The sequence below is a fragment of the Streptomyces sp. NPDC005820 genome (assembly GCF_040630255.1).
In the GTDB taxonomy this organism is placed as follows: Bacteria; Actinomycetota; Actinomycetes; order Streptomycetales; family Streptomycetaceae; genus Streptomyces.
In genome coordinates, this window is the sequence record NZ_JBEXXE010000043.1 from 53,785 (window position 1) to 66,828 (window position 13,044).

Annotated in this window: 11 protein-coding genes and 3 pseudogenes; 5 read left to right on the forward strand and 9 right to left on the reverse strand. The window is 70.4% G+C overall.

What is annotated here, in order from left to right:
* Positions 1-186: 186 nt before the first annotated feature.
* On the reverse strand, positions 187-717 hold the full coding sequence (locus tag ABZ464_RS39570; protein ID WP_359286141.1) for a hypothetical protein: 531 nt from the start codon (positions 715-717) through the stop codon (positions 187-189).
* Between the two features lie 242 nt (positions 718-959).
* Between ABZ464_RS39570 and ABZ464_RS39575 the strand changes: the two are divergent.
* Positions 960-1,058: pseudogene (locus tag ABZ464_RS39575) on the forward strand (fic family toxin-antitoxin system, toxin component); the annotation flags it as partial.
* Positions 1,059-1,215: 157 nt separating this feature from the next.
* Here the strand turns inward: ABZ464_RS39575 and ABZ464_RS39580 are convergent.
* Both ABZ464_RS39580 and ABZ464_RS39585 read right to left on the reverse strand, forming a co-directional pair.
* Positions 1,216-2,334: an acyl-CoA desaturase gene (locus tag ABZ464_RS39580; RefSeq protein WP_359286144.1), complete on the reverse strand. Its 1,119-nt coding sequence runs from the start codon at positions 2,332-2,334 to the stop codon at positions 1,216-1,218.
* A gap of 7 nt (positions 2,335-2,341) precedes the next feature.
* Positions 2,342-3,397, reverse strand: coding sequence for a ferredoxin reductase (locus tag ABZ464_RS39585; RefSeq protein ID WP_359286147.1), 1,056 nt, complete (start codon positions 3,395-3,397; stop codon positions 2,342-2,344).
* An 87-nt stretch (positions 3,398-3,484) separates the two neighbouring features.
* Here ABZ464_RS39585 and ABZ464_RS39590 point away from each other — a divergent pair, with 87 nt between their 5' ends.
* Both ABZ464_RS39590 and ABZ464_RS39595 read left to right on the forward strand, forming a co-directional pair.
* Complete coding sequence (locus ABZ464_RS39590; RefSeq protein ID WP_359286150.1) at positions 3,485-4,624, forward strand: helix-turn-helix domain-containing protein; 1,140 nt, start codon at positions 3,485-3,487, stop codon at positions 4,622-4,624.
* Between the two features lie 688 nt (positions 4,625-5,312).
* Positions 5,313-5,678 (forward strand): MarR family transcriptional regulator, encoded by a 366-nt coding sequence (locus ABZ464_RS39595; RefSeq protein ID WP_359286250.1) that lies wholly within the window; start codon positions 5,313-5,315, stop codon positions 5,676-5,678.
* A gap of 859 nt (positions 5,679-6,537) precedes the next feature.
* Here ABZ464_RS39595 and ABZ464_RS39600 read toward each other — a convergent pair.
* Positions 6,538-7,194 carry a hypothetical protein gene (locus tag ABZ464_RS39600; RefSeq protein WP_359286152.1) on the reverse strand — a complete coding sequence of 219 codons (657 nt, stop codon included), beginning with the start codon at positions 7,192-7,194 and terminating at the stop codon, positions 6,538-6,540.
* Here ABZ464_RS39600 and ABZ464_RS39605 point away from each other — a divergent pair.
* Positions 7,166-7,225 (forward strand): annotated as a pseudogene (locus ABZ464_RS39605) (hypothetical protein); the annotation flags it as partial. The gene ABZ464_RS39600 and the pseudogene ABZ464_RS39605 sit on opposite strands and share 29 nt — an antisense overlap.
* A 342-nt stretch (positions 7,226-7,567) precedes the next feature.
* On the opposite strand, the gene ABZ464_RS39610 reads toward ABZ464_RS39605, so the two are convergent.
* From ABZ464_RS39610 to ABZ464_RS39620, 3 genes are read right to left on the reverse strand one after another with little or no spacing between them, the layout of a single operon-like run.
* A complete protein-coding gene (locus ABZ464_RS39610; RefSeq protein ID WP_359286155.1) occupies positions 7,568-8,335 on the reverse strand; it encodes a glucose 1-dehydrogenase in 768 nt (255 codons plus the stop codon).
* The gene (locus ABZ464_RS39615) at positions 8,335-9,375 is read right to left on the reverse strand and encodes a phosphotransferase family protein (protein WP_359286158.1); all 1,041 of its coding nucleotides are present in this window, start codon (positions 9,373-9,375) and stop codon (positions 8,335-8,337) included. The genes ABZ464_RS39610 and ABZ464_RS39615 overlap by 1 nt, the downstream gene beginning before the upstream one ends.
* Positions 9,372-10,565 carry an acyl-CoA dehydrogenase family protein gene (locus ABZ464_RS39620; RefSeq protein WP_359286161.1) on the reverse strand — a complete coding sequence of 398 codons (1,194 nt, stop codon included), beginning with the start codon at positions 10,563-10,565 and terminating at the stop codon, positions 9,372-9,374. Before ABZ464_RS39620 ends, ABZ464_RS39615 begins: the two co-directional genes overlap by 4 nt.
* Positions 10,566-10,699: 134 nt before the next feature.
* On the opposite strand from ABZ464_RS39620, the gene ABZ464_RS39625 reads away from it, so the two are divergent.
* On the forward strand, positions 10,700-11,275 hold the full coding sequence (locus tag ABZ464_RS39625; RefSeq protein WP_359286164.1) for a TetR/AcrR family transcriptional regulator: 576 nt from the start codon (positions 10,700-10,702) through the stop codon (positions 11,273-11,275).
* Between the two features lie 203 nt (positions 11,276-11,478).
* On the opposite strand, the pseudogene ABZ464_RS39630 reads toward ABZ464_RS39625, so the two are convergent.
* Both ABZ464_RS39630 and dgoD read right to left on the reverse strand, forming a co-directional pair.
* Positions 11,479-11,736 (reverse strand): annotated as a pseudogene (locus tag ABZ464_RS39630) (peptidase S41); the annotation flags it as partial.
* Positions 11,737-11,873: 137 nt separating this feature from the next.
* Entirely contained in the window at positions 11,874-13,019 is a 1,146-nt protein-coding gene (gene dgoD / locus ABZ464_RS39635; RefSeq protein ID WP_359286166.1) for a galactonate dehydratase, read from the reverse strand.
* Positions 13,020-13,044: the final 25 nt, after the last annotated feature.

Here is a 13,044-nt window from a genome sequence, read left to right on the forward strand (position 1 = left end):
AGCGGGGATTGAGGCGGAAGCCTGAAGATCGCGTCCATGTGCCGACAGCATAGTGAGGGCATACGTCCTCTGCGCAGGTCAAGGCCCGAACGAAGTCCCAACCCCTGGCGATGTCCGCGCCAGTCGGTGTCGGCGGCCTCCCTGTCGACCACGTCGCGGAGGTCGGTCTCGCCGTCCTCCGGTCGATCACGGCTCAGCGGTGTCAACCACGACCGGCCGGATCAGCTTGACGGGCTCCTCGCCCGGCTCCATCCGGAATACGTCGGCGTCACACACGGTGTACGGTCCCATGAGCCGCGTGCCGGCAGTGCTGGCCAGGTACCACCGGCCGCCGACCAGCGCCAGCCGGTAGTACGGATCCAGGGGGTCGACATCGCACACGGACGGATCGACGCCGCACAAAACGTCCACGCCGTGTCGCACTCCCATCTGCTCTGCGACGCGGAGGTCGGGGTACGACCCAAGTCCACAGTCGTATCCGCCCAGCACATCCAGTGAAAGCGGCCACGCCGGATCTTCGTTGCCCACCAGGCGTATCCACAGATCCCCCGTGTCAGCCGGAATGTCAGCCTCGTCCGGCTGAACCACCAACTGCAGGCCAGGCGGGATCAATTCCACGAACGTGGCAACCACGTCGGCAACGGTGAGTGCCCGCGACACGGTGATACTGAACATGATCGTCACATAACCATGCCGGCCAACTGTCACGAGCTGCATTTCGATATCTGTGTGGCAGGCGAGCGGGTTCCCCGGTCAGACACCGCAGACAGGAGATCGTGGAGCCGGCCAAGGCGCGTGCGAAGGGTCGCGGGATGAGTCCGGGCGACTACCGTCCTCGGGCGAGAGGACACGGGCCGCCTGCGGCAGCGGGGGCTGGAAGCGGCAGGGTGCCTCCTTGACCAGAACCAGGAGGTGGTCGGCGAGGCCGACCGGCACCGGGCGAAGGCGCGCGACGCCTGATGGGGCTCCACATCGACGTTCCCTGGATCCTGCAGTTCTCCGATCTCGCCGGCGCGGACGATCCCTCGCCGGACGACTGCGGAGACCCGGCGGCGGCGCCTGAACCGCCAGGTCGAAGACCACATGATGTGCCGGCCACGGCGCGACGCCTCGATCGCACCGGCACCGCGCCGGGCGAGCCGCTGCCGAAGCCGCTCGAACGCCGACCGATCCCGCTCCCGCACCACCTGCTCGCCGTCCAGTGCAAAACGGGAATCAGGCCGCGACGAGCTCCTTCTCGCGGTCCGGCGTCTTGACCGTGGGCTTCTTGTTCGGCAGCGAGAGCCGGAAGACCTTGCGCCACGCGGAGAACAGCTGCTTGGGCAGCGGCCCGGTGACGTACTCCAGCTCGTACTTTTCGAACAGCGCGCGCACCTTCACCGCGACCTCGGCGTACCGGTTGCTCGGCAGGTCCGGGAACAGGTGGTGCTCGATCTGGTGCGAGAGGTTGCCGGTCATGAAGTGCATGGCCCTGCTGCCGCTGATGTTCGCCGAGCCCATCATCTGGCGCAGGTACCACTGGCCGCGCGTCTCGCCCTTGATCGACCGGCGCTCGAAGACCTGCACGCCCTCGGGGAAGTGCCCGCACATGATCACCGAGTGGGACCAGATGTTGCGGACCAGGTTCGCGGTGAACGTGGCGGCGAGCGTGGTGAGGAACGACGGGCCCGACAGCAGCGGGTGGATCACGTAGTCCTTGAGCACCTGCTTGCGGATCTTGCGGCCCACGGCCTTGGCCCGCGCGCGGAACTCCGGGTTCTTGCGGCGGCCCTTGCGCAGGTTCCTGCCGAGCTCCAGGTCGTACGCGGCGATGCCGTACTCGAAGAAGCAGGCGTTGATGAAGTTCCACAGCGGCTGGCCGAGGTGGAACGGGTGCCACTTCTGGTCCTCGTCGACGCGCATGATGCCGTAGCCGAGGTCGTTGTCCTTGCCGATCACGTTCGTGTACGTGTGGTGCAGCTCGTTGTGCGAGTGCTTCCACTGCTCGGACGGCGAGACGTGATCCCACTCCCAGGTGGTGGAGTGGATCTTCGGGTCCCGCATCCAGTCCCACTGGCCGTGCAGGATGTTGTGGCCGATCTCCATGTTGTCCATGATCTTCGCCACGGACAGACCGGCGGTGCCGAGCAGCCACGCGGGCGGGAAGAACGAGAACAGCAGCACGCCCCTGCTGACCAGCTCGAGCTTGCGCTGCGCCGAGATGACCCTGCGGATGTAGGCGGCGTCCTTCTCGCCGCGGTCGGCGATCACCTCGTCGCGGATCGCGTCCAGCTCGCGGCCGAGCTCCTCGATCTGCTCCGCGGTCAGGTGGGCGGTGGGGTCGATGGCGGTCAAGGTGTTCCTACCGTTCGATGTCGCAGGGGCCCGCTGCGGCGGACACGCAGGTCTGGATGAGGACGCCCGGTTCGGCCTCGGTGATCTCGCCGGTGCGCAGGTCGCGGACGGCGCCCGCCTTGAGCGGCGTGATGCAGCCGAAGCAGATGCCCATGCGGCACCCGGAGGGCATGAGCACGCCGGCCTCCTCGCCGATGTCCAGCAACGGCGTGGCGCCGTCCGCGTCGACGGTCTTGCCGGTGGCGCTGAACGTGACCTCGCCGCCGTCGCCTGCGACGACGATGCTGGGGCGGAAGCGTTCGGTGTGCAGGCGCTCTGGTATGCCGTGCGCGCTCCAGTGCTCTTCGGCGGCGTCGAGCAGGCCCGCGGGCCCGCAGGCCCAGGTCTCGCGCTCGGCCCAGTCGGGCACGAGTTCGTCGAGACGGGCGACGTCGAGCGTGCCGTCCGTGTCCGTGTGCACCTCGGTGAGCCGCAGCTTCTTGTCCGCGACCAGGTCGTGCAGTTCGTTGCGGAAGATCACGTCCTGCGGCCGTGGCGCGCAGTGGACCAGGACGACGTCGTCGAACTCGGTGTCGCGCAGCATGCCCATCACGGGCGTGATGCCGCTGCCGGCCGTCAGGTAGAGCACCTTGGCGGGCTTGGCCTGCGGCAGCACGAAGTCACCGGTCGGCTGGTCGAGCTGGATCAGCGTGCCCGGTCTCGCCCTGCGGACCAGGTGGTTGCTGACCTTGCCGTCCGGGATCGCCTTCACGGTGATCGTGAGGCGGCCGTCCTGGCGGTTCGTCGGCGAGGTGATGGAGTAGGCACGCCACAGGCGCACCCCGTCGACGTCGACCCCGATCCGCACGTACTGACCGGCTGTGTGGCCGCGCCAGCCCCGTCCCGGCCTGATCACGATGGTCGCGGCGTCACCCGTCTCGGGGTGCACGGCGTCGATGCGCCCACGCAGGTCGGCGCCCGCACGCAGCGGGCTGACCAGGTCGAGGTAGTCCGACGGCAGCAGCGGCGTCGTGACCATCTCCAGCAGTTTCCACGCCCTGCTGCGGAGGGCTGCACTCGTCATGACTCCAGCTTGCTGTGCCTCAAGGCGTAAAGTCCTGACCGCAGGACGTAAATCTGGTCGGTTGAATTGTTCGCAGGGAACAAAAACATGAGCCATGCAGTCCGGAGGGCCAGCGAACTGGCCCTGGATGAGACGACGGTCACCGCACTTCGGTCCGCGCTGAAGACCACCGCCGACGAGGTCGTCCAGGCGATCATCGACGAGGTCCCTCCCTACGCAGGCGCCCTTGCGGGCAGCATGGGCGGCACCATCCGCCGAGCCGTCCGCACCGCCCTGGGGCACTACCTGGACCTCGCGAGCGGGAACGCCACAGGCGGCGACGCCGGTGACGCAGCCTACGAGCTGGGCCGCGGCGAGGTGCGCGACGGCCGTTCGATGGACGCCCTGCTCAGCGCCTACCGCGTCGGCGCCCGCGTGGCCTGGCGATGCCTCGCAGCGGGTGCCGTACCCGCGGGTCTGCCCGCCGCCGAGGTCGCCAAGTTCGCCGAGCTGACCTTCGCCTACATCGACGAGCTCTCCGCCGCGAGCGCCGCGGGCCACGCCGACGAACTGGCCGCCCGGGGCAGGGCCCACGAGCGTCACCTCGAACACCTGGCCCGCGACCTTCTCGCCGGCGCGAGCCCGGACGTCCTGCTGGCCTCTGCCCAACGGGCCGGGTGGCAGCCTCCGGTTTCGCTGACCGCGGTCCTGCTGCCCGCCGCCCAGGCCCGGCCCGCCTACCGCGCGCTCGACCCGGGCACCCTCGTCCTCGACGATCTGCCGGACGCCTTCGGCCTGCTGCTCGTCCCCGATGCCGACCGATCACATCTCTTGCGGCAGCTGACCGACCGCACCGCCGTGGTCGGCCCGGCCCGGCCATGGACTCGTGCGTCCGCGTCGTACGCACGAGCCATGCGCGCGCGCTCCCTCTCCTCCGATATTCGCGACACCGAGGACCACCTGCCCGAGCTGGTGCTGAGCGCCGATGTGGACGCGTTCGCAGACCTGCGTGCCCGAGCCCTCGCACCGTTGCGGACCTTGCCTGTCGCGACCGCACAGCGGCTGGAGGAGACGCTGCGGGAGTGGCTGCTGCACCAGGGCAGGCGGGACGAGGTGGCGGCGGCGCTGTTCGTCCATCCCCAGACCGTCCGCTACCGGATGTCGCAGCTGCGGGAGCTGTTTCCGGATCTCGCATCGCCACACCGGGTCCTGGAACTGACGCTGGCGGTCGGTCTTCGGGGCAGCTGACGCGTACCCGACTGTCCACGAAGACGTCCGCGAGCTGTCCAGGAATCGTGCCTGGTTCTCGGTGCCGTCAGCCGGCTCACGCGGCCGGGAAGAGCGGTATCAGCCGGCTGAGACCGGGGGTGGACGTGGAGACCGGACAAGGCGTCGCAAAGCCCGTCGGGGGCGCTGTCTCCGAGAAGCGCGTGTCCGGTGGCTGCCACGCCGCACCGCTCGGGGAGCCGGCAGCGGCCTGGTTCCCGTCGATGGCCTGAGTCGTTCTCAACTCCTGTCCTTTCTGGAGCTGTCCGTGGGGCGACCACGGTGGACGTGCCGATGAACCGGCGCCCCCCGTCAGGCTCGGCCGATCGCGTCCTCGCGCTCGGCGCTGGTGACCCGCGTGCGGGCCCGGGTGATTTCGGCGCGGGCGGCACCACGAAGAAGCGAATGGCGAGACAGCGGCCATGTCCCGTCGCGGGGAACTGCTCCAGCAGCTTCAGCACCAGGGCGACGGCACGATCAGCCGGTCTCCTGATCGGGGTCGTGGTGTTGCGCTGAAGGGGGTTTCCTGGCCGGTTGTGCACTGTCGTTGGGTGCGCGTGCGGATCAGGGGAGGTCGGGGTGCGGTTAGAGCTGCAGGTCGGGCTGGGGGCGGGGGAGTTGCGTTCGCTGCAGGGTTGGTTGCGTGCGGATCCAGGGGTGCGCCGGTCTGCTGCGGTGGAGCTGCGGGGTGGTGTGCCGGGGCCGGGGGAGATGGGCACTTCGGGCCTGGGCGGGGGAGCCGGGGCTGTCGATGCGGGCCGTCGCCCAGGAGCAGGTCCTCACGACAGGTGGCGCCACGCGTCTGGTGGACCGTATGGAGGCGGCCGGCCTGGTCGAACGCGTCGAGGATCCCGGTGACCGGCGCGGAAGGCTGGTGCGCCTGACGCCGCTCGGCGAGGAGACCACGGTCTTCGCGTCCCGGGGTCATGTCGAGAACATCTGGCGCTACTTCCCGGTGGAGGACCGGGACCGGTTCGCCGAACACCTTCGCATCCTGAGCCACACGGCACGTGACACACTGCCCCGGCTTCCCTGAGGGGTGTGGGCCGTCCCGGAGGCCCCTCCCCGCGTGCGTCGCTGCACCGGCGACGACCTCCAAGCCGCGCAGCACCTCGTCGACCCGTGCCCCCGCGTCATGGCACACGTCAACCTGGCTGTGGCCCTGCTCCCGGCGATCTCCCCCGCACCCCCCAGCCGTGACCCGAACCAGCACCCGAGACATCGCCCGCAGTGCCGTACAGGCCGAGCTGGACCAGGTGGCCTTCGACCTGGTCCAGCCGCGAGGGGTACGAGAACGTCACCGTGAACGACCTTGCCACCGCCGCCCGCTGCGTACGACCTCCGCTGACTGCGCAGCCTCTGCGCACCGGCCCGATGCAAGGTTTCGTGATCGAGACCGCCGCCGCATCGCTTCCGCTCGTCTGCGGCAGGCCGGGCTCCCCGATCCGCGGCAATTGCCGCTTGTCGCGGCTGTTCCGCCGCGGCTGCAACCGCGCCCGGACTGCAGACGCTACCTCTGGGCGCCCGCGCTCGGCTGCTTCGGGATCCAGCGCACCCACCCGCTCAAGAACGTCATCGTGAACGCGGGCGCCGGCGTCGGCGGCCGTTCACTCGTCTACGCCAACACGCCGTACCGGCCGCCCCAGGCCGTTCTACACGGACCGGCAGTGGGCGCACATCACCGACTGGGAGTCGGAACTGGCGCCCTACCACGACCAGGCCGGCCGCATGCTGGGCGTCGTCACCAACCCGACCACGACCGCCTGCGACAAGGTGATGCTCAAGGTCGCGGTACTTCGGCGGCGCCGGCCCCCGGCGGACCGGCTGCACCGAGTACGGCCCTGCATGACGGGGCGCCGGGTCGGCGCGAAGAACGCCCTGGTGAAGAACTACCTCTACCTCGCGGAACGCGCCGGTGCGACGGTCATGCCGATGACCACGGTGGACGCCGTGCGGCCCCGGTCCGACGGGTCCTTCGTGGTGGATGTCCACAGGACCGGGAGGCGCTCCCGCAGCTTCCGGCGGAGCCTGACGGCGACCCAGGTCGTCCTGGCCGCCGGCACGTGGGGCACGCAACGCCTGTTGCACCGGATGCGGGACAACGGCGTACTGCCCGAGCTCTCCCTGCGGCTGGGGGAGCTGACCCGCACGAACTCGGAGGCGATCCTCGTCGTCATCCGGCCCGCGGTCGCCCCGGAGCTCGACCTCACCCACGGTCTGTCGATCACCTCGTCGATCCACCCGGACGACGACACACACATCGAGGCCGTGCGGTACGGCAAGGGCAGCAACTCGATCACGACGTACACCAGGCGGGGACTGTTCGGGGGCCGCAGGTTCACCTCGAAGCAGGGGCACGGCGCGCAGAACCCGACGTTCATCCCCGCCGGGCACTCGGCGAGCCTGCGCGCGGCCGGGCACATCGGCGGCATCGCGGCCGGGACGTGGGGCGAGATCTTCAACAGGCCGATGACCGCGCACTTCTTCGGCGGTTCACTGATCGGGACCTCTGCGCAGGGCGGGGTGATCGACCCGTACCACCGGGTCTTCAACTACCCGGGGCTGTCCGTCGTGGACGGGACCGCGCTGACGGCGAACCTCGGTGTGAACCCGGCGCTGACCATCACCGCCCAGGCGGAGCGCGACTGGCCCTGTGGCCCAACAAGGGCGAGCGCGATCCGTGCCCAGTGCCGTCGCGGCCCTACCGTCGGCTCACCACGGTGGCCCCCGCCAATCCCGCCGTGCCCGCCGCGGCCCCGGCTGCCCTGCGGCGGCCGATCGTGGGGTGGACCTCCCTCCCGCGACGGGGCCGGAATGCCGGCCCCGTCGGCGACAAGGCGTCCGCCCGGCCGGATGAGGCCGACGTGGTCGCATGGGCAGACTGCCCGCAGGAACAGGGGAGCGGTCCGGAGAAGGGGCGTGCCGTCAGTGGCCGGACATGCCGCCGTCGACGGCGAGTGTGGTGCCGGTGATGTAGGACGAGGCGGGGCTGGCGAGGAAGACGACCGCGGCGTCGAGCTCATGCTGCAGTCCCGGCCTGCCCATCGGGCTGGTCTGCCGGATGAACGTCATGAGCTGTTCCTCGGGGATCTGGGAGGTCATCTCGCTGGCGAAGTATCCCGGTGCGACGGCGTTGACGCGGATGCCCCGGCGTCCCGTCCATTGCTGGGCGAGGTCGCGGGTGAGGCCGATCAGGCCCGCCTTGCTGGCGGCGTAGGCTGCTTGTGGGGCATAGGACTTGATGAGTCCGAGCACGCTGGCCACGTTGACGATGCTGGAGCCGGGCTGCATGACGCGGCCGCAGGCCTGTGCCGCCCAGTAGGCGCCGTTGAGGTTGATGTCGATCACGCGGCGGAAGTCCTCGGGGCGTTCCTTCAGGGCGGGGACCGCCGTGCCGGTGCCGGCGTTGTTGATCAGGATGTCGACGCGGCCGAACTCGTCGACCGCCGCGCGGGCCATCGCCTCGCACTGCTCCGGATCGCCGACGTCGGTGGCGACGGTGACGGCGCGGCGGCCGGTCTCCTGCACCTGCCTCGCGGTGCCGGTCAGCCGGTCGGCGCGGCGGGCGGCGAGGACGACGTCGGCGCCGGCCTCCGCGAGCGCCCGGGCGAACCCGGCGCCGAGGCCGGAACTCGCCCCGGTCACGACGGCGACCTTGCCGTCGAGCCGGAAGAGGTCGAGGACGTTGCTCATCAAGGCTCCCGGTGTGTCAGTGCCCGCAGGCCGGCGGCGGTGAGCGGCGCGACGGCGCGGCCGACCGTGTCGAATCCCGTGCCGCGGGTCAGGCCCTGCTGGAAGCGGGCGTGGATCCCCTCGGCGATGACGGCGATCTTGAAGTAGCCCAGCGCGAGGTAGAAGCCGAGGTCGCCGAGGTCGCGGCCGCTGGCCCGGGCGTAGCGCTGGGCGAGGTCGGCCCGAGCGGGCAGGCGGTCGCTGGTGGAGGCGGCCGATCCGCTGAGCACGGGCGAGAAGGCGGGGTCGGCGTAGACGAGGTGCAGACCGAGGTCGGCCAGGGGATCGCCGAGGGTGGCCATCTCCCAGTCGACCACCGCACGCACGATCGCCGGGTCGGCGAGGTCGAGGATGGCGTTGTCGATGCGGTAGTCACCGTGCACGATCGACGCTCCGCTCTCCGCCGGACACGCGGCGGCGAGGCGGGTGTACAGCCGCTCCATGTCGGCGAGTTCGCGGGTCCGGACGCGCTGCCACTGGTCGTACCAGCGCCGTACCTGGCGGGTCAGATAGCCCTCGGGCCGCCCGAACCCGGCCAGCCCGACCGCGCCGGGATCGACGGCGTGCAGGTGCGCGAGCACGTCGACCAGAGCGTGGGCGCAGCGTGTGATCTCGCCGCCGGGCAGGGCGTGCAGCTGCTCGCGCGTCCGGATGACCTGGCCGTCGATGTGCTCGACGACCGAGAAGGGCACCCCGAGTCCGGTGCCGGTGTCCCCGAAGGCCACGGCACGGGCCACGGGGACGTCACTGTCCGCGAGTGCGGCGACGACCCGGTACTCGCGCTGCATGTCGTGCGCGGAGGGGGTGAGCCCGCCCAGCGGAGGACGGCGCACGACCCACCGCGTGTGCCCGTCGGTGACCAGGTAGGTCAGGTTCGACCGCCCGCCCTGCAGCAGCTCGGCGGCAAGTCCGCCGCGGAAGCCGGGCACGTGCTCGCCGAAGAACCGCTCGAGTGCGGGCAGGTCCAGGCCGTCCACGGTGACGCGGTCCGTGTCGCTCATCGCGTGGCCGTCTCGGTGTGGCGGCGCAGGACGCGGCGGGCGATGGCCCAGCGGTGGGTCTCGGACGGGCCGTCGTAGATCCTGAAGGGCCTCACCTCGCGCAGGAACCGGCCGAGCAGGATGTCGCCGGACACCCCGAGCGAGCCGCAGATCTGCAGCGACCGGTCCACGACCCGCCACACGGCCTCGGCGCAGAAGGTCTTGGCGATCGAGGTGGACTGCGCGGCGGAGCGGCCCTGGTCTAGCTCCCAGCAGGCCTGGAGGATCAGTCCGCGGGCGGCGGCGATGTCGATCTCGTTGTCGGCGATCATCTGCTGCGCCATGCCGAGATCACCGAGCCGCGAGCCGAACAGCCGACGCTCCGCGGCCCGGGCGACGGCGATGTCCTGCGCACGGCGGGCGATGCCCAGCCACCGCATGCAGTGGGTCGTACGGGCGGGCCCGAGCCGCACCTGTGCGTAGCGAAAGCCCTGGTCGACCTCGCCGAGCACCGCCTCGTCCGGTACGACACAGTTGTCGAAGCGCAGCTCGACGTGACCGCCGTAGAGGCTCTCGTCGAGCGTCTCGATGTGCCGGACGATCTTCATGCCGGGGTTGTCGGCGTCGACCAGGAACATGGTCGCGCCGCCCTGCTCACCTGCTTCGCCCGAGGTCCTGGCCATGCAGATCGCGAACCCGGCGCCGTCGGCGCCGGTGATGAACCATTTGTGTCCGTCGATGCGCCAGCCGCCCGGCACGCGCTGCGCGCGGGTCGTCAGGGCGCTGGGGTCGGAGCCCGCGCCGGGTGCCGGTTCGGTCATCGCGAAGCAGGAGCGGACGGTGCCGGCGGCGAGCGGGAGCAGGTAGCGCTCCTTCTGCTCGGCGGTCGCGATGGCTTCCAGCATGTGCATGTTGCCCTCGTCGGGGGCGGCGATGTTCAGTGCCAGCGGACCGAGCAGGGAGTACCCGGCCTCCTCGAACACGGCGGCCCTGCCCCGCATGTCCAGGCCCTGCCCGCCGTACTGGGTGCCCACGTGCGGCGCGAAGACTCCCGCGTCCTTCGCGGCCCGCTGGAGTCCGATCCGGACGTTCTCGGTCCGCGCGACGCCGCGGTGCTGTTCCTCGGCCGGGATCACCAGCTCGCGGACGAAGTCGGCGGTGCGGCTCGCGAGGTCCGCGGCGACGGGATCGTGGGTGAGGTCGACTGCCATGGCGACTCCCGATCTGGCTAATGGGTATTAGCCGTGACTCTAAGCGGTCGCTTGGTGAAGCGCACCATGGTGCATGTCACAGCCGCCGGGACGGTGGGCTATCGTGTGTTAGTCCTGAAGGGGTGGAGGCGAGGGTGGGTCGAGCCGACGACATTCGTGCCGCGGCGCTGGAGCTGTTCACGCGCCTCGGCTACGAGGCGACCACGATGGCCGACATCGGCCGTGCGGTGGGCATCCGCGGACCGAGTCTGTACAAGCACGTCGCGTCCAAGCAGGACCTGCTCGCCCAGATCATGATCGGCACGATGGAGGACCTCCTCGCCGCGCACCGCGCAGCCGTCGCCAGCAGCGACGGACCGGTGTCCCTCCTTCGCCGGGCCACCGAGGCGCACGTGCGCTACCACGCCCGGCACCGGCTCGAGGCCTTCGTCGGGAACCGTGAGATCCGCTCTCTCGCCGAGCCGCATCGCGGCCGTGTGCTGGCTCTGCGCGCGCAGTACGAAGCGGGCTTCCGCGCGATCGTCGACGCGGGCGTCAGGGAGGGGTGCTTCACGGTCGCCTCCCCCCGGCTGGTCTCCTATGCCGTCCTAGACCTCGGCATGGGGGTCGCGGCCTGGTACCGCGAGGACGGCGAACTCTCCGAGGACACGATCGTCTGGCAGTACGGCGACTTCGCCCTCCGCCTCGCGGGCGTGAAGCCGCAGGGCTAGTGCGGGATCCTGCGTTCGCCACGTCGAGGCGTGTGCGGCGAGCAAAACCCGTCCAACCGAACGCCGGCACGTCGACCTCGGCCACGTGCTGCCAGAAGCCGCCTGATCAGTCTCCGGTCCGCCGGACCCGGCCAGCCGGTTCACGCAGTGCCACTGAATGCCTGAGCAGTTCACGGTGGTCGGCAGGCGTTCTGCTCGAGCAGTCAACCCCGGGCTGTATCCAGAACTTCGTCCCGGTCGCGTGCCACTGGGTGCGGCTCTTTGACGATCTCTTCATCCGGTGGGATCGGTGCATCGTAGGTACGGCCCGTACGGTCCGCGTCCTCGGCTTCCGTCAAGATCAGCATGGCCCCGCCTGACAGGCGGTACTTCCCGTTCCCGGCAGGCACGCCATAGGTTCGCTCGCCGAAGAACCGGGTGTCCGGACGCCCCCGGAAGGCCACCACGACCGCTTCACCGGCCCGGCGGGGCACTCCCTGCACCTCGAGCAGCCCAGGACGGTCGCCGATCACATCCTGGGCTTTCTGAACGGCTGACGCCCTGCCCACCAGCCAGGGTCAGGAGTCCTTCCTCTGCAGCCTCTGTTCGGGCCGGCCTGCTACCAGGCGGCCAGTGAGCCGTCGGTGTTGCGCCAGACCGGATTGCGCCAGCGGTGGCCGCGTTCGGCGGCGGCGCGGACCGCGTCCTCGTCGATGGTGATGCCGAGACCGGGTGCTGTCGGGCGGTCGATGTAGCCGTCGCGGAACGTGAAGGGCGTGGTGTCGGCGAGGTAGTCGAGGAGGCCGCTGCTGTCGCCGTAGCCGATGCCCAGTGCCTGTTCCTGGATGAGGAAGTTGGGGATGGCGAAGTCGAGTTGGAGGCTGGCGGCGAGGGCGATCGGGCCGAGCGGGCAGTGCGGTGCCACCAGGACGTCGTAGGTTTCCGCCATCGCGGCGATGCGACGGGTCTCGGAGATGCCGCCGGCGTGGCTGATGTCGGGCTGGGCCACCGCGATGCCGTCGGAGAGCACCGAGCGGAAGTCCCAGCGGGAGTAGAGCCGTTCGCCGGTGGCGATGGGGATGGACGTGGAGCGCACGACGGCGCCGAGGTCCTGGGAGAACTCCGGCAGCACGGGCTCCTCGACGAAGAGCGGCAGGAGCGGCTCCAGGAAGGGCAGGACACGGCGGGACATCGCCCCGCTGAACCGTCCGTGGAAGTCCAGCGCCAGATCGCGGTCCGGCCCGATGGCCTCGCGGACCGCGGACACGCCGGCCACGATGGCATCGATCGCGGCGGGTGTGGCGAGGGGTTCCAGCTGGCCGCAGGGGTTGAGCTTGACCGCGGTCATGCCCTTGGCGACCTGTTCGGCGGCCGACTCGGCCAGTTCCGCGGGGGTTTCGCCGCCGACCCAGCCGTAGACGCGTACCCGGTCGCGCACGTGGCCGCCGAGCAGTTGGTGGACCGGGACGCCGTGGGTCTTGCCCGCGATGTCCCACAACGCCTGGTCGATTCCGGCCAGGGCGCTGCTGAGGACGACTCCGCCGCGGTAGAAGCCGCTCTTGGCGAGCACCTGCCAGTGCTCCTCGATACGGGCCGGGTCCTGGCCCAGGAGGTAGTCGAACATCTCCTCGACGCAGCGGGCGACGGTCTGGGCCTTGCCCTCGACTATGGGCTCGCCCCAGCCGGAGATGCCCTCGTCGGTGTCGACGCGGAGGAAGAGCCAGCGCGGTTCGACGAGGAAGAGCTCGTATCCAGTGATCTTCATGGGAGGGACCTCCGGGTCCTGTGCT

Bases quoted from the DNA above. Each gene is read 5' to 3' on its own strand.
- ABZ464_RS39570 (WP_359286141.1), bottom strand. From the start codon at position 717: ATGCAGCTCGTGACAGTTGGCCGGCATGGTTATGTGACGATCATGTTC.
- ABZ464_RS39585 (WP_359286147.1), bottom strand. From the start codon at position 3,397: ATGACGAGTGCAGCCCTCCGCAGCAGGGCGTGGAAACTGCTGGAGATG.
- ABZ464_RS39590 (WP_359286150.1), top strand. From the start codon at position 3,485: ATGAGCCATGCAGTCCGGAGGGCCAGCGAACTGGCCCTGGATGAGACG.
- ABZ464_RS39610 (WP_359286155.1), bottom strand. From the start codon at position 8,335: ATGAGCAACGTCCTCGACCTCTTCCGGCTCGACGGCAAGGTCGCCGTC.
- ABZ464_RS39615 (WP_359286158.1), bottom strand. From the start codon at position 9,375: ATGAGCGACACGGACCGCGTCACCGTGGACGGCCTGGACCTGCCCGCA.
- ABZ464_RS39620 (WP_359286161.1), bottom strand. From the start codon at position 10,565: ATGGCAGTCGACCTCACCCACGATCCCGTCGCCGCGGACCTCGCGAGC.
- dgoD (WP_359286166.1), bottom strand. From the start codon at position 13,019: ATGAAGATCACTGGATACGAGCTCTTCCTCGTCGAACCGCGCTGGCTC.